Annotated in this window: 16 protein-coding genes and 1 pseudogene; 7 read left to right on the top strand and 10 right to left on the bottom strand. The window is 67.5% G+C overall.

What is annotated here, in order from left to right; all coding sequences use genetic code 11:
- Positions 1–187 precede the first annotated feature (187 nt).
- Together DEJ17_RS12360 and DEJ17_RS12355 are read right to left on the bottom strand one after the other, a co-directional pair.
- The gene (locus tag DEJ17_RS12360; RefSeq protein ID WP_110894270.1) at positions 188–442 is read right to left on the bottom strand and encodes a hypothetical protein; all 255 of its coding nucleotides are present in this window, start codon (positions 440–442) and stop codon (positions 188–190) included.
- 53 nt (positions 443–495) lie between these two features.
- Positions 496–1779 carry an MFS transporter gene (locus DEJ17_RS12355; RefSeq protein ID WP_110894268.1) on the bottom strand — a complete coding sequence of 428 codons (1284 nt, stop codon included), beginning with the start codon at positions 1777–1779 and terminating at the stop codon, positions 496–498.
- A gap of 64 nt (positions 1780–1843) precedes the next feature.
- On the opposite strand from DEJ17_RS12355, the gene DEJ17_RS12350 reads away from it, so the two are divergent.
- The 3 genes and pseudogenes from DEJ17_RS12350 (at position 1844) to DEJ17_RS12335 (ending at position 5733) form a co-directional block, all read left to right on the top strand.
- On the top strand, positions 1844–2371 hold the full coding sequence (locus DEJ17_RS12350) for a CGNR zinc finger domain-containing protein (protein WP_110894266.1): 528 nt from the start codon (positions 1844–1846) through the stop codon (positions 2369–2371).
- Positions 2372–2530: 159 nt separating this feature from the next.
- Positions 2531–3608: pseudogene (locus tag DEJ17_RS12345) on the top strand (IS30 family transposase); the annotation flags it as partial.
- A gap of 1531 nt (positions 3609–5139) precedes the next feature.
- Positions 5140–5733, top strand: coding sequence for an NAD-binding protein (locus tag DEJ17_RS12335; protein WP_110894261.1), 594 nt, complete (start codon positions 5140–5142; stop codon positions 5731–5733).
- A 733-nt stretch (positions 5734–6466) separates the two neighbouring features.
- Here DEJ17_RS12335 and DEJ17_RS12330 read toward each other — a convergent pair.
- Complete coding sequence (locus DEJ17_RS12330) at positions 6467–6958, bottom strand: MarR family winged helix-turn-helix transcriptional regulator (protein WP_110894259.1); 492 nt, start codon at positions 6956–6958, stop codon at positions 6467–6469.
- 60 nt (positions 6959–7018) lie between these two features.
- Between DEJ17_RS12330 and DEJ17_RS12325 the strand changes: the two genes are divergently transcribed.
- Together DEJ17_RS12325 and DEJ17_RS12320 are read left to right on the top strand one after the other, a co-directional pair.
- Complete coding sequence (locus DEJ17_RS12325) at positions 7019–8134, top strand: FUSC family protein (protein ID WP_181421160.1); 1116 nt, start codon at positions 7019–7021, stop codon at positions 8132–8134.
- 172 nt (positions 8135–8306) lie between these two features.
- Positions 8307–8666 carry a MerR family transcriptional regulator gene (locus tag DEJ17_RS12320; protein ID WP_110894255.1) on the top strand — a complete coding sequence of 120 codons (360 nt, stop codon included), beginning with the start codon at positions 8307–8309 and terminating at the stop codon, positions 8664–8666.
- Between the two features lie 323 nt (positions 8667–8989).
- Here the strand turns inward: DEJ17_RS12320 and DEJ17_RS12315 are convergent, their stop codons facing one another.
- The 3 genes from DEJ17_RS12315 to DEJ17_RS12305 form a co-directional block, all read right to left on the bottom strand.
- On the bottom strand, positions 8990–9523 hold the full coding sequence (locus DEJ17_RS12315) for a hypothetical protein (RefSeq protein WP_258366793.1): 534 nt from the start codon (positions 9521–9523) through the stop codon (positions 8990–8992).
- Positions 9524–9976: 453 nt separating this feature from the next.
- A complete protein-coding gene (locus tag DEJ17_RS12310) occupies positions 9977–10882 on the bottom strand; it encodes an ABC transporter permease (RefSeq protein ID WP_110894251.1) in 906 nt (301 codons plus the stop codon).
- 160 nt (positions 10883–11042) lie between these two features.
- Entirely contained in the window at positions 11043–11834 is a 792-nt protein-coding gene (locus DEJ17_RS12305; protein WP_110894249.1) for an ABC transporter permease, read from the bottom strand.
- A gap of 84 nt (positions 11835–11918) precedes the next feature.
- On the opposite strand from DEJ17_RS12305, the gene DEJ17_RS12300 reads away from it, so the two are divergent.
- On the top strand, positions 11919–12566 hold the full coding sequence (locus DEJ17_RS12300) for a DUF1345 domain-containing protein (protein WP_181421159.1): 648 nt from the start codon (positions 11919–11921) through the stop codon (positions 12564–12566).
- Between the two features lie 35 nt (positions 12567–12601).
- Here the strand turns inward: DEJ17_RS12300 and DEJ17_RS12295 are convergent, their stop codons facing one another.
- The 4 genes from DEJ17_RS12295 to DEJ17_RS12280 all read right to left on the bottom strand — a co-directional run bounded on the left by DEJ17_RS12295 (position 12602) and on the right by DEJ17_RS12280 (position 18082).
- A complete protein-coding gene (locus DEJ17_RS12295; RefSeq protein ID WP_110894247.1) occupies positions 12602–13753 on the bottom strand; it encodes an AI-2E family transporter in 1152 nt (383 codons plus the stop codon).
- A 79-nt stretch (positions 13754–13832) separates the two neighbouring features.
- Entirely contained in the window at positions 13833–15215 is a 1383-nt protein-coding gene (locus DEJ17_RS12290; protein ID WP_110894244.1) for a flavin monoamine oxidase family protein, read from the bottom strand.
- Between the two features lie 34 nt (positions 15216–15249).
- A complete protein-coding gene (locus tag DEJ17_RS12285) occupies positions 15250–16416 on the bottom strand; it encodes an NAD(P)/FAD-dependent oxidoreductase (protein WP_110894242.1) in 1167 nt (388 codons plus the stop codon).
- Positions 16417–16438: 22 nt separating this feature from the next.
- On the bottom strand, positions 16439–18082 hold the full coding sequence (locus DEJ17_RS12280; RefSeq protein ID WP_258366792.1) for an MFS transporter: 1644 nt from the start codon (positions 18080–18082) through the stop codon (positions 16439–16441).
- Between DEJ17_RS12280 and DEJ17_RS12275 the strand changes: the two genes are divergently transcribed.
- Positions 18081–18719 (top strand): TetR/AcrR family transcriptional regulator, encoded by a 639-nt coding sequence (locus DEJ17_RS12275; RefSeq protein WP_181421158.1) that lies wholly within the window; start codon positions 18081–18083, stop codon positions 18717–18719. The two genes, DEJ17_RS12280 and DEJ17_RS12275, sit on opposite strands and share 2 nt — an antisense overlap.
- Positions 18720–18910 lie beyond the last annotated feature (191 nt).

Here is an 18910-nt window from a genome sequence, read left to right as displayed (position 1 = left end):
TGCTGCAGCGTGCGCCACTGCGATGGGCCTTGCGCAACCAGCAGGCATGAATCGCGGGGCGGACGAAGCCATCGAGCGCAGTGCTAGACGGGATGCCGACGGAGATCGTGGCGAATAATGACGCCGGGCAAGACCTTGTTCGGTAGACGATCGGCATACGGACGGGTGAACGCCCGGGATCTGACTCTCAATCGTCGTCGCGCTCTGCGCGAAACGCGCGTCGACCGGCGATTCGCTGATAGAGATTGTAGACGAAGACGACTTCCAGAAACTCGAAGAGCCCCAGGGCTGCGGTGGCGAACAGAACACTCGCCGGGGCTTCACCAGTGTTGAATGCGATGGTTGGCGCACCCACGACAAGCGCCCCCAGGAGAGCGTTAAACCAAGCGCCGAAGATACCGGCCGGAGCATCGGGCACCCCGTCTATCCAGCGATCCGTCACGGCGCCCACGGTACTCGGGAGTCTGGCTCGAGCGGTGTCCGCTAGCCGATCGGCTACCGAGATGGCAGAGATGGAGATCTTGTCCCTAACGGCCGTCGCAAGATGCCGATCGCCGGCAGCGACAGCAGGGCCAGGACGGCTCCGGCGAAGGCAAGATTGCTGTATGTGGTCGCGGCCATCACCACTCCGGACAGCGCACCGCCGCTGGCACCGGCCAGTGCGATGAGGACGTCGACGCTGCCCTGGACCCGGGCACACTCGCCCGGTTCGGTCGCGTCGACGATCATCGCGGTGCCGGCGATGATGCCGAAGTTCCAGCCCAAGCCGAGCAGGATCAACGCGGTCAGTGACGCCGCGACGGAGTCACCGAGGGTCGCTGCGGACACTCCCGCAAGCAGGAGCGCCGTGCCCGAGGCAACGGCTATGACGGTGGTGCCGACGCGGTCCACGAGGGCTCCGGCGACGAGGGACGGCAAATACATCGCCGTGATGTGCACGCCGATCACGACACCGACCGCTGACAGGGCGTGGTGGTGCATTTGCATGTGGACGGGCGTCATCGTCATGATGCCGGTCATCACGATCTGGGCGACCACCATCGTCAGTGCTCCGGCCACGACGCCGCGGCTGACCCGGCGGACGGCCGGTGTGGTCGCGTCGCGTACGGTTGCGGGGTCGGTGACGTCGAGCTGACGCGCGAGCAGCAGCGGATCGGGTCGCAGCAGGAGGTGCAGCACCGTGCCCGCGGCGAGGTAGGCCGCGGCGGCGAGGATGAACGGCCCGGCCAGTGCGGGGACGTTCCACGAGATGGCGAGGCGGCCCATTGGCTCGACGAGGTTCGGGCCGACGACCGCGCCGAGTGTTGTCGATACCATCGCCACGCTCGCCGCGGTTGCACGCCGGTGCTTGGGTGCGAGGTCGGTTCCGGCGTACCGGGCCTGCAGGTTCGTCGCGGTACCCGCGCCGTACACCAGGAGTGCCGCGAAGAGCAGCGCCGGACTGTCGATCCGCGCGGCGAGGACGACGCCGATCGAGCCGACACCCCCGGCGAGGAAACCAGCGCTTAGGCCCGGGCGGCGACCGTACCGGTTGCTGGCGCGACCGACGACGAACGCTGTCACCGCGGATCCGAAGGTCAACACCGCGGCAGGGAGACCGGCGACGGCATCGCTGCCGAGCATGTCCTCGGCGAGCAGCGCGCCGACCGTGACGCCGGCAGCGAGTCCCGCACCACCGAGCACCTGCGTCGCGATGACCGCGATGAGGGTACGACGCTGCGCAGCAGCCCTGATCGACTCGCGCTCGTTGGGTGTGGCGCCCTGCGCAATGGTCTCCATGACCGCTCCAGAGTTCTCATCGGTGGACTGTGTGTCGACGTCGACAGTGTGCTGTCATGACTCGGTGCCTTTCAACCATGACACCCTGGTCGGCGTCCGGCTCGCGCAGGACCTGGCGAACCGCACGCCGGGAGACGGCTGGACCGTGGACGGTCTCGCGCCCGTCCTCCGCGACGCCTTCGTCCGAGGGGCGGTCGCCGACAGCGCCTCTGCTGCCGGCCTGACCCGGCTCGCCGGCCGCCTGCGCGCAGTGTTCGCAAAGACGAACGAGGTCGCCCGGGTCGCGTTGATCAACGAACTGCTCACCGAGAGCGTCCAGACCGTCCAGGTCGCCGAGCACGACGGACTCCCGATGCACCTGCACTTCGCCAGCCCTGACGGCGACCTGGTCGGACGCGTCACCGCGATGACAGCCGGAGGACTCGCGGTCTTCGTCGTCGAAGCGGGCAACCACCGGCTCGGCGAGTGCGCTCGCGAGGGATGCCAACAAGTGTACGCGGACACCAGCAAGAACGGGCGCCGCACCTACTGCACGGCACGCTGCGGCAACCTCGACGCGGTCCACCGGTACCGGGACCGACGACGGCGCTGACGGCGAGCAGCGGACGACCCCTCCTTACTCGTCCGATAGCCGAGATCTTGGGTTCAGCTGGTCGTTGCAACACCACCGTGAATCGGAGTGTTGCAGATGGGATCGAGGCTGGAGCAGCGTGCCCGTGAGGCACGATTCTGGGAGCTACTCGGACAGGGCATGAGCAGGCCCGCTGCTTGCGATGCTGTCGGGGTGCATCCACGTCAGGGATACCGATGGTTCAAAGCTGCTCGCAGGAAGAACCCGTTCGAGCGAGCAGCTCGTTCTGGCCGGTACTTGAGCGAGGAAGAACGGCTCCGGATCGCTGACCTGCGCCTGGCTGGCGTCGGTATCCGCCAGATCGCAGCAGAACTCGGGCGGGCGCCATCAACGATCAGTCGAGAGCTGGCCCGGAACAGCTCCCGCAACGGCGATTACCGGCCGTACGCGGCGGAGAAGCGGTGCCAGGTCCGAGCGCGGCGCCCGAAGCCGCGGGAGCTGGACCGGGTCGAGCTCGCCCTGCAGGTCGAGCTGCGGTTGGTGCGGATCTGGTCCCCGGAGCAGATCCGTGATGACCTGACCAGGACGTTCCCGAACCGGCCGGAGATGCACGTGTCGCACGAGACGATCTACCAGTCCCTGTTCGTCCAGGGTCGCGGTCACCTGAGCGCTGACCTGCACAAACACCTCCGCACCGGACGCGCGATCCGCCGACACCGGGGTGAGCCTCGGCGGGCGTCGTGGTCGAAGATCCGGGACATGGTCCTAATCAGTGAACGCCCCGCCGAGGCCGACGATCGGGCCGTGCCCGCCACTGGGAAGGGGACCTGATCGTCGGGACCAACGCTAGGAGCGCGATCGGCACCCTCGTCGAACGCACGACCAGGTACGTGATGCTGCTGCACCTGCCCAACGGGCACAGCGCCGACGCGGTCCGGGACGCGATGATCCCCACGATCCAGACCCTGCCCGTGCATCTCCGTCGGTCGTTGACGTTGGATCAGGGCACAGAGCTTGCCCGGCACAAATCACTCTCGCCACGGACCTCGCGATCTACTTCTGCGACCCGCACAAGCCGTGGCAGCGCGGCTCGAACGAGAACACCAACGGCCTGCTCCGGCAGCACTTCCCGAAGTCCACCGACCTCAGCGTCCACAGCCCGGAACGGCTCCTCGAAGTTGCCACGGAACTCAACGGACGACCCCGCAAAACGCTCGGCCACCGGACCCCGGCAGAAGGATTCGAGCAGCTACTCTCGGACCCGAAACAACCAACCGTTGCAACGGCCCCTAGTAAACCGCCGTCGTCGAGCCAGTACGGCTCCTGGGCGATCCGGTCCTGCGGATCGCGCGGCTCGGCAGCGATCATGCCGGGAATCCACGATGCGCTACAACCCGGTTCAACCCGTCCCACGTCATGCGGATAACGGGCCAGGGGCGAAGCGGACGCGACCCCGGAGCGACCGCGGAATCGGGTATCTCCTTCGTCAGGATCGGGCGCTTCAACGCCAGCGACTTCGGGATCGTCGTCGCTGGGGACGTAAGCCGTCGTGAACCGCACACGTCAGTCTGAGCACCCGATGATCGAGGGCGACCGCAACTACGAGAGGGGAGCTGCCCGCTCTCGTTGGGGTGAGAGCGGGCAGCCGCGTGCGTCCGAGGATCAGGGACTTAGGACGCTTTCGCTTGGGCGGTAACCAGCCGCCCCGCCTCACTGTGAACCATCGTCGACAGGTGTTGTATTCCGTGCCGGAGGTTCTCCCGCCATCGGCGGCTCTAGCAGTGTGAGTGCGATGTGAGCGTGCGGCGGGCTGGTCCGGCTGGTCCGGCTGGTCCGGCTGGTCCGGCTGGTCCGGCTGGTCCGGCTGGTCCGCCTGCGCAGGCGCTCACTCTGCTGACTGCCCGTCCAGCGCGACCCTGGGTACGGTACGGGAACCCGTGGCGTATCAGGCTGCGGGACGGGCGTTGCCGGTCCGTGTTCGGGTCACGCGATCGGCAACGCTCGCCTCGCGTCAGAGCCTTGCGTGCTGGTCGGGCCTGCTGCGCGGCGACCCAGGAGTACCAGGCACTGAGCTGTGCTTGCGCGTTGCCGAGGGTGCTGTGCGAACCGTGGACCTGGTCGTCGTTCGTGTGGAGCTCGTACTGGTCGTGGTGCTGGACGCTGCCGACGATGACACCGTCGGCGTGCGCTGTCCAGTCGGTACCGGGCCCCTCCTGCCACACGATGCGCTGCGGTCGAACCATGAATGCGGCTTCCTGTAGGCGTCTTCGCAGACGACCCGCGAGCTGATGACGTCTCTCAAGGTACGCGCCCACGATGTGCGAACAAGCTGTCCTGTCGACCTGGCTGAGCCCACCGCTCCGACGTCGAGCCGGAGACCATCACCGACTCCGGCAACGCAGACCGATGTGCTGTACCGAAAGCCGATAGCCTCGTCCCGGGCACCTCTTCCGGGAGCTCAGGCTGGTCCACCGGGAAACTGGCGGACCAGCCGTCCGTTGCCGTTGCCGTTGCCGTTGCCGTTGCCGTTGGACGAGCTGAAACAGGCTGGTGTCGGTGCGCTCACTGCCGTTCGGACATGCCGTAGCCCTCTGGCAGGCTCTATCTCTCCATGGGCTGACGCCACCTGACGTCCCTACTACTCGTCTCGGAGCAACGTCTGGGACCCGGCATGCTCGTTGACTCGGAGGACGATCAGCTAACCGAACAAGCGGCGCGGTGGTCTGACGGGTTGCTGAGCCGAGAGCTCGGGCCGCGCCACCCGTGGTGCTTGTGCGGGTTCGGGATCAATGGTGCGCGGACGGAGTGCGTCGGAGCGCCGCGGTGTTGCGGCGGTGTCGGCGGCGATGGGCGGCTCCGTCGCAGAGACCGGGGCGAGCGGGCCGACGTTCTTCGTCAGCGGACCGGACGATGCCGTCGACCGTGCGGTCCCGGTCCTAAATGTCCTCGCTGCGCCGGGCGGTGTCCGTCGTATTGGCCAGCGGGCCGAGGACGGTCAGATTGTGAAGCTGCTTGCGAACGGGCTGTGGTTCACCAACGCCCTCGCCGCTGCTGAAGCGTTGCTCATCGGGCAGAAGCTCGGGCTGAATGTCGAAGCCCTGCACGGTTTCTTGCAGGCGAGCGCGGGCGGGAGCCGCTTCCTCGACGAGCACGCGGACCAGCTGCCCGATGGCGACTACCTGCCGTCGTTCAGCATCGACCGCGTCGTCGAAGAACTGAGCACAATCCGCAGACTGCAAGACATGGCCGGAGTGGATGCGCCGATGCTCGAGGCGTCGGCACGGCACCACCACGCCGCGCTCGACCAGTACGGCCCCGCACTGGGTGAGCTCCTTGGCGTCCGACTCCTGGAAGAGCGCGCCGGCCGCCAGCTGCGCCGCTGACCATGGGTTCGGGTGCCGCTGCCGGTTCGGGCCACGGCAGCGGCACCCGGAAAAGACCGACACTCCCCGCGAAAGTGCCACTGGTAACAGGGTCCAGCAGATGGCCTTCGGAAGCAGCATCACCCATTCTCCCGACCCGCCGCAAGACCGAAATGTCAGCAGAAGGCGACCCAACAGTTCGCTGGAGCGCTCCGAACCAACCACGCCTGTTCGACACGTGTTGTTTAGCCCGGCGGCGCCTCGTGGTTTTCTGATCCGACCACGAGGCGCCGTCGTCCTGTTTGCTACCTACCTCGAGAGCTTCCTCCAGGCCACCCGGCGTTCGTCATGCCTGATCCGCACGACGACCCCGTCAGTGGAACACACACCGCAGCAAATAGACATGGGTTGATTGTGCTGACAAAGTGTGCAATGCCGAGCGTCGGTCGGTTTGTGTCAGGGCGATGCCCCTCATTCGCGGGTACTGCCCAAGTCGTCGGTAGGAGTCGGAGTAGCCGTCCACGGTGGGGCGCGGCGGCGACACCGGGCCAAGATTGGCCGTGATCGAGTCCCGTACGCCGATCCTCAACCGGACAGTAGAGCACCCGTACACCGATCCTCAACCGGACAGTAGAGCACCCGTGCGGAGCCGCGCTTGCAGCGGTTCGTCCGGCCGCCGGGAGACGTGGCGACCGGATCGGCCGACGCAGCGGGGCATCGGTCATGGGCTGCGCCAATGCGAGCGGCGCACCGATCACCGCTGGGTCTGCTCGGCGTGGACGAGAAGCTGGCGGAGTGCGTCCACTAGGCCGGCCCGCTGGGGCTGCGGTAGCGCGTGGAGGAAATCTGACTCGACGCGGAACAGCGTCTGGACCGCGGTGTGAACGACCGCCGACGTCGCGGGCGTCGGCGCGACGAGCACGGAGCGGGCATCGGCCGGGTGGCTCTGGCGAGTGGCGAAGCCGTTCGCGACGAGCTTCTTGATCCGTTTCGTCGTCCCCGCTGGCGAAGTGTGCAGGCCGGTCGCGAGATCGGAGGCGGTGAGCGCTCGTCCGCTGCGGAGCAGGAGGGAGAGGATGTCGAATTCGCCGCGCGTCAGGCCGAGTTCGAGCAGGGCGGCGTCCATGCGCGCGTGCAGGATCTGCGCCAGTCGCAGGATCCGCCCGACGATGTCGACGCTGCTGGTGTCCAGTTCGGGCGCGATCTGCGCCCACTGTCGCCGAAGGTCGTCGATCCCGTCGCTCATTGAAGCAATGTACTTCACTAGGGAAGGATATGGTTCGCTGGCGAAGTAATGGAGGAACGCGTGATCCGAGATTCCCGGCTGCGATTCGGCGAGGCGCTGCCCTCACCGCGCGAGCTGCTGCACCTGCATCCGCACGCCGCCGCGCACCATCCAGCGCTGCGGTTGGGCCTTTCCGCCGTCGTCCCGGTGGTGGCACTTGAGTTGCTCGGCGAGGTGACGTTGGCACCTTTTGCGATCCTCGGCGCGGTCGTTGCGGTGTTCGCCAGGCGCGCCTCCCCATGGGCTCGGCTGCACACGCAGGTGCTCGTGGCCATTGTGCAGGTCGGTCTCATCGTCGTGGCGACGGCGCTTGCAGCGTCCAGTCCGATGCCGTTCGAGATTGTGGTGTGGACGGCGGTGGTTGCCGGTGCCAGCGCGCTGCTGGCGGACGCCATGGGGTGGTCTCCGCCCGGGAACCTGTTCTTCGTGTTCAGCTTCGGAGCGTGCGCATCACTGCCGCACCAGGCCGCGCTGCCCCTGTCCGCCGCAATGGTGGCGGGGGCCTCTGCAGCATGGACGCTGGTCGTGTCGGCGCTCTGGGCGGCATTCGAGCGCTCGAGTGCGGTTGGGCTCGCTGCCCCGACAGCCGGGCTCGCCGCCCATCCGAGACGGTGGCTGCTCTCCGGCACCCATGCGGCGATGTGCCTCGTCGCATGCGCCTCGGCGGGAGGTGCCGCGCTGCTGCTGGGGTTTGACCGCCCGTACTGGGCAATGGTCGCCGCCATCGTTCCGATCGTCGGAACGACGACATCCGGCCAGCTCCTGCGCGCCGGGCACCGCGTCGTCGGTACGATCGCCGGCGTTGTCGTCGCCGGCGCCGTCTTCTGGTTCGCGCCGCCCCGCCCGCTGATCGCGTTGATCCTCGTCGCACTCACAGTCGGCACCGAGCTGTTCGTCGCCCGCAACTACTCGATCGCGTTGCTGTTCCTGACGCCGGTCACGATCGGCATCGCGTTCGTCAGCGGCACCCCCGCTCTCCTGCCGCTGCTTTTCACTCGCACCGCGGAGACGCTGCTCGGCGTCGCCGTGTCGATCGCACTCATCCTCGCGTCGCACCCCGTTCGACATCCGCTGCGAGCCTCGAGTCACCGGCACGACGAGCAACTCCGGCGGCCGCCGTCGGCCTCGTCGAGCTGACCGAACGCCACCGCGGTCCTGTGCGCGTCCTGCCCACAGGGGGCGCGCCTCCACGCTTCGCCCGAGGTTCGCTCCGACACGATCGACTGCCGGACGCGTTCGCAGCAATGGCGAGCCCGTCCTCGGCGACCGTCGTCAAGCCACCCAGTAGTAGCTGGTGCCCGAGTCAACGATGCACATCGGTGAACTCGCCGAGCGCACCGGCCTGTCCAGCCGCACCATCCGCCACTACGACGACGTCGGACTCCTGCACCCCACCGGGCGCACCGAGGGCGGGTTCCGCCTCTACAGCGATAGCGACCTGCAACGGCTGCTCGCGATCCGCCGGATGAAGCCACTGGGCTACTCCCTGGAGCAGATAGCCGAACTGCTCGGAATCGTCGACGGACTCGCGACGGCGGACGAGGCCGACCGGGGCTGCCTGCAAGCCGAACTCGACAGGTATATTGCCGACACCGAGAATCGCGGGGCCAAGCTCGCCCGCAACCTGGACTGGGCAGTCGAGTTCCTCAACATTCTGCGTCGGCACTGAGCCGCTGCCTCTCCTCGACACCAAGCGTCGCGATTTCGGCGACACGGACGGCCCCCGCACACAGATATTGCTCGCCCGGCGCGGGTCCCTTGTGGTGTCCCGGTCCCGGTCCCGGTCCCGGTCCCGGTGAACAATCGCTGCCGGGCGAAGCCCAGCTGCCAGCAGCGCTCGGTGGAACCACCAGCCATCGGGACTGCCTAACCGGAGCAGTTGGACAAGTGCTCGTCCTGTCTGTTGAGAGCCTGGGTTCCAGCAGAAGTGCGCCTCCCGCTTGATCGTGTCGTTGCTGATCGCCGTGCACCTGGCCCTGACAGGGCCTCTTGTCAGGGCTTCGCGCCGTTCCCGAAGGAGCCGTGGAGTGTGGTGTGAGCGAAGGCGGTGCCATCGATGACGTCGCGGACGGCGTCGAGGGTGGCTTCGTCGTCGGTGTCGACGCCGATGGTCAGCGAGCCGTACTCGACACGCATCGTCGTCGGGATGACGGCTTCGAGCCCGACGACGTGCGGGGTGACGGCGAGGGTCGCGAGCCCCTGCGCGACTGATGTCGACGTAGCCTCGGGGATCCGCTGGTCGAAGGTGCCGTCGTACTCGACGGTGCTCGCGACGTGTCCCGCCCCGGCGGGAACGGTCAGCTGCAGGTCCACGCCGGTCCATGCCAGGTGCTCGGACATCGTCGCGGGAACGGCTCCGGCCTGCTCCGGGGTGGCCTGCGGTGAGGTCGTGACCGTGACCGTAGTGGCGAAGTGGTTTGTGGTGACGAGGCGCGCCGGGCAGATCGGGTCGGCTGCGGTGCTCGGCGTGTTCGTGGTGGTCTCGTCCGCGCGCTCGACGCCAGGGAGTCGGCGGACTGCCCGCAACGCGTCGCGGACTTCCCGGGCGACCGTCGGGTCCAGGGTCGGTGTCGGTCGCGGGGTGGGCGACGAGGACGACTCGGTTGCGGTCGGTGGATCGGTTGGGCACGGCAGCGCGCCAACCGTCCCGCCGTGCTGCTGAGCGGCACTCCGCGCGAGTCCCTCCACGGAGGAACATCCGACGAGCAATCCGGTGCAGAGCACGGCGAGGACAGTGAACGACAGTCGGGGGCGCATACTCCCAGTCTCGTGCTGTCAGCTCGTGAACGACGGCGCCGGGCCCTCGCTGGCGCCTGCGTTCTACGTCGTGCTGCTTGGGCTTTGCCTCACCTGCACGCTGGCCGCTCTCGGCACAGGCGCGCTGGCCGCGTCACGAGCTGCTCGCCAAAGTGGATCGCGGCCTCAGTAGGGGTGGTCATCCGGACGCGGTGGGCATATTCGAGCCCTCAAACGCTGCTTTCAGAGCTCTTGCGCGAAGTTGCCCTGCAGTCGCGAGAACACCCGTTGCGCTGCGATAAGGAGCAGGCATCCGATCAGGAACGCGATACCGAGTCTGACGAGGTGTTCCGCAGGCCAGGCGGGTTCTGTGGCGGCGCCGTGGCCCCAGATCGCGCGTTGCAGTCCGAGGATCGACAGCGTCAAGGGATTGTTTGTGTAGATGGCTAAGAGCCAGTCGATCTTCAGCCGCTGCAGCACCATCGAGTACGAGTACACGATGGGGGACGCCCAGAGGAGCACCATCAGCCCGACGTCGATGATGAACTGCACGTCTCGGAGGTAGACGTTGAGCGCGGCGAGTACGAGTCCGATCGCTGTGCTGTAGACGAGGATCACGAGCAGGGACGGGACGAGGAAGATCAGCCCTTGGTGCCACGGGAAGACCTGGAGAGCGACGGTCGCTGCGATCAGGATCGCGAACTGGATCAGGAAGTTCACGAGTGCTGCGCCGATGCTTGCGAGTGGGAACACCTCGCGTGGCACGTAGACCTTCTTGATGAGTCCGCTGTTGCCGACGATCGACCCGGTTGAGCCGGCGACTACTTCGCTGAAGAGCGTGTACGCGGTCAGGCCGGTGAAGACGTAGATGGCGAAGTTGTCGATCGAGCGTGCTGAGCCGAGGATCTTGCCCATCACGAAGTAGTAGATGAGCAGCTGTGTGAGCGGGCGCACCAGCGTCCACACGAACCCGAGTGCTGAGTCCTTGTACCGGGCCTTGAGGTCGCGGCGGATGAGCATGCCGAGCATCTCGCGTTGGCGGAGGATGGCGCGCAGTTCTCGGCCAGTCCCCCGGAATGCGCTGCTGCGGGCGCCGACAACGACGAGCGGCTCCTTGGCGAGCTCTGCCATGCGGGCGTGATCAGTCATCGGGTTCCTTGTCGGTAGGTGTCGATGGACGGTACGAGGCAGGAGACGATCCACGCTGAGCGCTGACGTGCTGAGCTTGCCGAAGCCTCAGCACGTGTGCTGAGCGCTGGGCCAGGTGGTGGGCCAGCTGATGTGAGGCACGGTCGTGGTCATGCGACGGTCACAGCTCTTTGAGGACGCGGTGTTCGCTGCGGCGGAAGACGAGGCGGCCGAGCACGAGCACTACGACCGTCACGATGACCGACACGGTGACCGCGAATGCGTCGAGCTGCGTGGGGAAGAACGCGGATCGGTAGATGCCGATGATCCCGGTGAGGGGGTTGAGCGCCGCGATCTCGTGGAGGGCCGGGGGGAGCGCGTTGGTCGCGTAGACGATCGGGGACGCGTAGAACGCGAATCGGAGGACCAGCTTCACGGCGCGTTCCAGATCACGGTGGAAGACAACGAGCGGTGCCACGATGAGTCCGATGCCGTAGACCAGAACGGCTTGCAGCACGATCGCGAGCGGCCACAGCGTGGCCTGCCAGTGGAGGTGCGCTCCAGCGGCGACTGCGAAGACAGCGAGCACCGGGATGCTCAGTAGGAACTCGATGCCCTTCGACGCGTTGATTCGCGCGATCCAGATGGTTCGCGGGATCGTCGTCGAGCGGATCAGCTTCGCTTCCGCGATGAACGCGCGTGTGGAGTCCGATACGCCGCCGGTGAACCACATCCACGGCAGCAGCGCCGTGAGCAGGAAGACGATGTATGGCGTTTCGCCGACCGGCCCTCGGTGGAGCACCTGGGTGAACACGAACCAATAGATTCCCGACATCACCAGCGGATCAAGGATCGACCAGAGGTACCCGAGCGCTGATGTGGAGTACCGCACGCGGAGGTCGCGGATGGTCAGAAGCCAGAGCGCGTGACGGTATCGATGCCCGGCACGACGCGCCGGTCGCGGGTCATCCATGCGTTCTCTCACGACGTCTCGGGGATGCTTGACCGAGACGTGATCGGTCGTCGAGGACGGCGCCGACGCGTACGAGAGGACACGATGACGCAAAGCACCCGACCCCGATCGCGGGGCTTCTCACGGGCACGGCGAACGCTTGTCGGGGTCACTGAGACGGCGATTCTGCTCAGTAGCGTTGCGTACCTGTTCGTCGGGGAGTTCTGGACGCTGGTGGTGTGGGAGGCCGTCACGTTGGTGTACCTCCTGGGCGGTCTCGTCGCTACCTGGCCCGGGCATCAGGTCGACGAGAGCAAGAGCGCGCTTCGGGAGGTTGAGCGGTGGTCGTGGCTGCTGCCACTGGTGGCGAGCGTGACCGGTGCGTACTCGGCAGTCGTGGCGTTGGTGGCTCAAGCGGATGGCGGCGGCGCGTTGCTGTTCGCGATCACCGCGTCGATTGGCGTCGTGTTGTCGTGGACGTTGCTCCAGGTCGGGTTCGCACACACCTATTGGGCGGCCGACGGGGGCGGCCGCCGCCGTGGTGTGCGATTCCCTGGTAAGCGGCAACCTGTTCTGATCGACTATCTCTACTTCTCCTTCACCATCGGGACCGCGTTCGCGACCTCGGACGCGCAGGTGGAGAGCCTCGGTGTCCGACGGGTGGTGATGCTGCACAGCATCTTGAGCTTCTTCTACAACGCGCTCGTCGTCGCGGTGGCGTTCCAGGTGCTGCAGCAGGTCATCCGCAACTGACCGCGGAGCGGGTCGATCCCTCGGACGAGCTACGGCTACGTGGCCGGCGGCTTGGACAGGCTCGAGGTGAGATCCTCCGGTCGGATCGCGGACGTTCTCGGACGCCACGGTGCCCGAGCGAGGTGGTGTGCGATCGTGTTGGCGACGGCGACGAGCGGCACCGCGAACAGAGTTCCCGGGATCCCTGCGAGGAACCCGCCAGCTGCGACGGCGAGGACGACCGCGAGGGGGTGAACGTTGACAGCGGCACCCATGATCAGCGGCTGCAGGACGTGACCTTCGACCTGCTGCACGATGAGCACGACGGCGAGCATGATCACGGCCGGCACGGGCCCGAGGAACACCAGCGCGACGACCACGGCCAGTACGCCGCTGGCGATCGCGCCGACGATGGGGACGAACGAGCCGAGGAACACTGCGATGACGATCGGCACCAGGAACGGGAACCCATCGAAGAACAGACCGATGATGAAAGCGCCGAGACCGATGCCGATCGCGTCGACGAGGGCGACGAGGATCTGAACACGGGCGAACGCGGTGAGCGTCGCCCATCCGGCGCGCCCGGCACCTCGCGCGGCTTCACGGGCGCGGCGGGGGAAGAGGCGAACCGTCCATTCGAAGATGCCGCGGCCATCGATGAGGACGAACAGTGTGGTGAAGAGCACCAGCAGTACGCCGGCGAGCAAGGTCCCGACGACACTTCCGGCGTTGAGGGCGCCGGTGACGAGGGACTGCGCGTTGTCCTGAAGGGCGTTGACGGCGCTGGTCAACGCTCCGGTGATGTCTGCGTCCGTGAGGGAGATGGGCGGCTCGTGCAGCCACGCGGAGACCTGGTCGAGCTGGTGCACGACCGCGGTTCGGAGGGCTGGCAAGCCGGCTCGGAGCTGCCAGACCACCAACGCGGCGAGCCCTCCGGCGGCGCCGACGACGCCGACTTCGCTGACTGCGACTGCGGCCCACTTCGGCCACCGGTGCCGTTGCAGCCAGGTGCAGAACGGCACCAGCAGCGCCGACAAGATCAGTGCGACCAGGACCGGGATGACGATAATCCGGAGTTGCACGACGACGACGAGGATTACCGCGACGGCGATCGCGATGAGGAGGAACGCCTTCGACCATGCGGCAGCGAGGCTGATCGGTGCGGGCAGCGTCGTGCTCGACTCAGCGGTCCGAGGGGTGGTGTTCATGGCCGGTTTCTCTGTTCAGTGGTCGGATGCGGGAAGGTGGGTGCAGGCCCATTTGGACCTGCACCCACGATCGCGTCGGTCAGCGTGCTAACGGGGTGGGCGTCACCGGCTGCGTGGTGGCGGCCAGCAGCTGCGCGACGTCGGTGGCGGCTCGGTGGCCGGAGAGGATGGCGCCGTTCATGGTTCCGGAGGTCTCGTCGGCGGTCTCGGTGCCGGCCCAGTGCACGCGTCCCACCGGTTCCCGGAGGAACCGTCCGAACGTGGTCCATGCCTTCGGTGCGACGGCGGGGTTCGGTCCGCCGGGGGCGAAGGTGTCGTTGCCCCAGGAGAAGTCCTGGTAGTCGATCAGTTTCAGCGCCTCGGACCCGTACAGGTGCACCAAGTGGGCGAGGACCCGCTTGGATCGTTCGTCGCGGTCGTACGCGTCGAAGCCGCGGGGGTCGCAAAACACCATGAGGATGCCGGGGCCGTCCGCTCCGGGGCTGACGTCGAAGGTGAGGAACACGGTGTCGTCGTCGGAGACGCCCTCACCGGAGAGTCCCCGGTCGCGCCAGAACGGACGGTCGTAGGCGACGAACGCTTTGCTGAGAGCGCCGAGCCGCCAGGTGCGTGACAAGCCCCGATGCTGTTCGGGCAGGGCCGGTTCGAACGTGATCGCTGCCCGATGCGTCGGCGCGGTGGCGACGATGACGTAGCGAGCGTCAACGGTCACACCCTCGGCGTCGACGGTGACCGTATCGCCGTGCGTCGTGATCCGGTGCACGGGTGCGTTCACGATGACGCGGGGGCTGAGCGTGTCAGCGAACCGGGCGACGAGGGTGTGCACGGTGCCGAAGATGCGGTCCTGTTGATCTCCGCCCTCGACAGCCATCATGTGCTCGAGACCGCCGAGGGTCTTGATGTACCGCAACGCGTTGAACAGGGAGATGTCGCCGGCAGGGGCACCCCAGTGCACCTTGCTGATCATGTCGATGAACTTCCGGGTGTCCTGCAGTGCACGCTTCCGCGTCAGCCACGCCCCGAGCGAGAGCGCGTCGTACTCCGCCGCGCGCGGGTGCGTGTGTGCGTCCTCGGCCGGCAGCTGGTCGACGATCTTCTGCAGCGCTCCCATGATCCGGGTGAGGTCGAGGACCACCCACGGCGCGAGCGCCAGCGCGCTCTCGGCCCGTCGGCGACCACGGAAAGAGATCAGCCCCTTGCCGTCGTGGAACTGCGGGACGGTGCGGCCGCCGAGCCGGTCGATCAGCTCATGCATGGCCGTGTGGTCCGGTGCGACCCAGGTCGCGCCGGCGTCGACGGGGACACCGGCGACGGAGGTGGTGTGGATGCGGCCGCCGACGCGGTCGCGGCCCTCGAGGACGAGGACCTTGTAGCCGTCGTGGGTGAGTCGGTCAGCGGCGGACAAGCCGGCGAGGCCAGCGCCGACGATCACGACGTCGACGGATCGAGCAACGGTGGTCATGGTGTTCTCCGTTCTTCGCGGCGATGGGCCGGGGTCAGTTCGCGGGTGCGGGCACCGGGAGGGAAGCGGCGCGGGCGGCCGCGGTGAAGGTGCGGCGAGGCACGTCAGCGCGGCGGACCGCGAGGGCGGCGCCGATTAGGGAGCAGTCAGCGGTGAGCCGCTGCCGGAGGTTCCCGGCAGTCGCGCGTTCGACCACACCCGCTGTCAGCAGCTGCGCGGACCGGACGAACGGCAGCAGCCGCCGCCGGTACCGCAGCGCTGCTGCGGCGATGTTGTCGGGAGTGCGGCGGAGCTCGTCCGCGAAGATCGCTCCGCCGACCAGGCCCCCGTGCGCGCCGGCGCCGGAGAGCGGGTCGATGCAGTGCGCGGCATCGCCGATCAGGACGACGTTCCTCGCGTGCCACCGCGGCGCACGGACCTGTGCGAACTTCGTGACGCGGATCCGGTCAGGTGAGGCCGTGCGCACCTGGTCGACGAACGGGGCGAACCGGTCGCTGGCGGTGGCGAGCAGCTCGGCTGCGACCGGGAGGAGGTCGGATCCGTGCTGCCGGCCGCGGCCGAGGTTGATCGAGGTCAGCACGAGCGTCTCGTCGTGGTCCGTGTACGGGAACACCTGCGCGCCGGCACGGTCCCCGAGCAGGATTGCCGCTTCGGTCGTGCCGGCCATCCGTCCGGGCACGTTCACCCAAAGGTGGTGGCGTCCGTTCTCATAGATCGCCGACCGTCCGTCTTCGACCGCGAGTCGTCGCACCGTGGAGTTCAGGCCGTCGGCACCGATGATCAGGTCGAACGCCTCAGCACTGCCGTCCGCGAAGCGGGCGACGACGCCGGTGAAGGTGTGCTCGATGCCGACGAGCTCGACGCCGTACTGGAACGGCACCCGACGTTCCGCGTGGCGAGCGATCGTCGCGACCAGGTCACCACGGCGTGCGGACCGGTACCCATCCGTGCGCATCCGAGCGAGGTCCTTGCCCTTGCGGGTGACGGTGATCGTCGCGGTCGGCGTGCTGAGCGCTTCGATCTCCGGCAGGACGCCGATGCGCTGCACCATGCGCATGGCGGTCCGGTCGAACAGGATCTGGTACCCGCCTCGGTAGGGCTCGGTGATGGCGTCGACGACGCGGACGTCGTGTCCGTCGTGGGTGAGCATGAGCGCGACACCGCTGCCAGCGATGCCGGCTCCGACAACGAGGATCTTCATGGGAAGTGCCTTTCTTGGTCGCTCAGTGCTCGACGGGGGTCTCGGCGCGGGACGGGATCGACCGCCATGCGATCACCGCGGCGACGATGAGCAGTACCGCGGCGATCACGGACGTCCACTGCATGCCGACGGTGAAGGCGTGTTTGGCCTGTTCGATGACGGCGGCGACATCTGGCGCCGTGCGGTCCAGCTGCGTCAGGCCCGTCGCGAGGGACTCCCGCATCGACTGCTCGATGTCCGGGTTGCTGATCGTGGGGAGGTGGGCGCGGTAGAACGCGAGCTGCACCGACCCGAGAACGGCGATGCCCAGGGCCGCTCCGAGCTCGTACGCCGTCTCGGCGATCGAGGATGCCGCGCCGGCACGGTCCCGCGGGGCGGCGCCGACCACGGCGTCCGTGGTGAGCGTCATCGCCAGCCCCGCACCGAATCCGACGATCGCGAAGCCGATGATGATCCCGGCCAGCCCGTCGAGTCCCTCCGCGAAAGCGAGGACGCCGAGCCCGACCGCGCCGAGCCCCAGACCGACGCTGATGGCGCGGCCTCGGCCGAGCTTGCCGACCATGAACCCGGCCAGTCCGATCACGATGATCGACGCGACGGTCGCCGACAGCTCCGACAGCCCCGCCTGCAAGGGGTTCAGTCCCCGAACCAGCTGGAGGTACTGCGAGAAGAAGAACAGCAGCCCGACGAACGCGAAGATCGACACCGTGTTCGCCATCACCGCGCCGCTGAACGCCGGCGACCGGAACAGGGACACGTCGATCAGGGGCCGGGTCAGTCGGTGCTGACGGCGCAGGAACCACCATCCGGCAGCGACCCCCACCAGCACCGCGACGGCGACGCTCCAGTCGAACCCCTCCGCGAAGACGTGCTTGATGGCATAGACGATCGCGACGATCGCAACGAACGACGACAGCGCTGACAGGAGGTCGACGCGTGCGCCGCGGGGATCCCGCGACTCCGGCAGCAAGAACACGCCACCGATCAGAACCAGCACCATGATCGGCACGTTGATCAGGAACACACTGCCCCAGTGGAAGTGCTCCAGCAGCGCGCCACCCACAATCGGGCCAACCGCCGCGCCCGCCGTCGCCCCGGCCGCCCACACGGCAATCGCGCGGGTGCGCTGTGCCGGGTCGGTGAAGATGTTGCGCACCAGCGCGAGGGTCGACGGCATGATCGTTGCGCCGCTGATACCAAGGATCGCGCGGGCGGCGATCAGCATCTCCGGGCTCGTGGCGAACGCGGCGAGCAGCGACGACAGCCCGAAACCGAGCGAGCCGATCAGCAGCAGCCGCTTCCGGCCGATGCGATCGGCGAGGTTGCCCATCGTGACCAGCAGCCCGGCCAGCGCGAACGAATAGATGTCGCCGATCCAGAGCAGCTGCGTCGCAGTCGGGTTCAGATCCGCGGACAAGGCCGGCACCGCCAGTGCGAGCACGGTGCCGTCGATCGCGAGCAAGAGCACGGCCAGGGTCAGGATCCCAAGCGCAGCCCAGCTGCGCGCGGTCACCGGAGCGGAAGTCGTTGAAGTCACGAGGACCACCGTACCGACCAAATGGTCGGCTGTAGAACGCATGTAGACTGTTGGCAGGAGATGAGCAGCTTTTGCCCCTTTCCTGATCAGATGGATGAGGAACTTCCCCGACGCCGAGGAGCAGGCCATGCCGGAGCACGACCAGTCGCCGGAGCGATCGACGCGCAACTCCGAGCGCACCCGAGCAGCGGTGCTCGCAGCGGCGGCAGAAGCCATGGCCGATCGCGGGACGGGCGTCTCCCTCGACTACATCGCCAAGCACGCCGGCGTCTCGAAAGGTGGCTTGCTCCACCACTTCCCGAACCGGGAAGCCTTGATCGTCGCGCTCGTCGACGACGCGCAACAACAGCTTCGAGACAGCGTGCTTCAGTATCTGGACCTCACCGAGAACCGCCCCGGCAAGCTCCTCCGTGCCTACGTCCGGGCGATGACGTCAGGGGCCGATGCGACGCTGCAGTACTTCACGGCGGCGCCGTCATGGGCTGGGATCTACCAGATCCCAAAGGTCAGCGAGATCACGACCGCCGACACGCGCTGGTGGAACGAAAACCTCGCAGCCGACGGACTGTCCCCAGACCGGATCCTCGTGGTCCGGCGCGCTGCAGAAGGACTCGCCGCAGCCGTCGCGTACGGCGATGAACCACCAGCGGCAGCAGAACACGCTCGCGCCTTGCTCCTGCACCTCGCCGACAACGGTGGACTTGATGACTTCCCCGAGAGCATTTGGGGAGGACCGGCGCCGACGCCTGCTCCAGTGTCGCCTTGACAAAGAGCACCAGCTAGGCGCGCATCTCACTCGCGCTGAGGGGAAGCAGGAGGTTCATTTCGCCATGCCGTCGCCCTACGCGTCTGCACTCACACGCTCGCTTCGCATCCGGATGAGGCTCGCCAGCGTCGACACGGCCATCGCGGCGACGATCACCAGCAGGGACACCCACGTGTTGATCTCCGGCGCCC

This window comes from Curtobacterium sp. MCSS17_011, assembly GCF_003224275.1.
Lineage (GTDB): Bacteria > Actinomycetota > Actinomycetes > Actinomycetales > Microbacteriaceae > Curtobacterium.
This window is presented reverse-complemented; position numbering and strand designations above follow the sequence as displayed.

What these genes read in the sequence shown, in the direction of transcription:
- DEJ17_RS12300 (WP_181421159.1), top strand. Translation starts at nt 11,919, where the DNA reads ATGACGCAAAGCACCCGACCCCGATCGCGGGGCTTCTCACGGGCACGG.
- DEJ17_RS12355 (WP_110894268.1), bottom strand. Translation starts at nt 1,779, where the DNA reads ATGGAGACCATTGCGCAGGGCGCCACACCCAACGAGCGCGAGTCGATC.
- DEJ17_RS12280 (WP_258366792.1), bottom strand. Translation starts at nt 18,082, where the DNA reads ATGGCCTGCTCCTCGGCGTCGGGGAAGTTCCTCATCCATCTGATCAGG.
- DEJ17_RS12335 (WP_110894261.1), top strand. Translation starts at nt 5,140, where the DNA reads ATGGTGCGCGGACGGAGTGCGTCGGAGCGCCGCGGTGTTGCGGCGGTG.
- DEJ17_RS12275 (WP_181421158.1), top strand. Translation starts at nt 18,081, where the DNA reads ATGCCGGAGCACGACCAGTCGCCGGAGCGATCGACGCGCAACTCCGAG.
- DEJ17_RS12330 (WP_110894259.1), bottom strand. Translation starts at nt 6,958, where the DNA reads ATGAGCGACGGGATCGACGACCTTCGGCGACAGTGGGCGCAGATCGCG.
- DEJ17_RS12285 (WP_110894242.1), bottom strand. Translation starts at nt 16,416, where the DNA reads ATGAAGATCCTCGTTGTCGGAGCCGGCATCGCTGGCAGCGGTGTCGCG.
- DEJ17_RS12305 (WP_110894249.1), bottom strand. Translation starts at nt 11,834, where the DNA reads ATGGATGACCCGCGACCGGCGCGTCGTGCCGGGCATCGATACCGTCAC.
- DEJ17_RS12310 (WP_110894251.1), bottom strand. Translation starts at nt 10,882, where the DNA reads ATGACTGATCACGCCCGCATGGCAGAGCTCGCCAAGGAGCCGCTCGTC.
- DEJ17_RS12290 (WP_110894244.1), bottom strand. Translation starts at nt 15,215, where the DNA reads ATGACCACCGTTGCTCGATCCGTCGACGTCGTGATCGTCGGCGCTGGC.
- DEJ17_RS12295 (WP_110894247.1), bottom strand. Translation starts at nt 13,753, where the DNA reads ATGAACACCACCCCTCGGACCGCTGAGTCGAGCACGACGCTGCCCGCA.
- DEJ17_RS12320 (WP_110894255.1), top strand. Translation starts at nt 8,307, where the DNA reads ATGCACATCGGTGAACTCGCCGAGCGCACCGGCCTGTCCAGCCGCACC.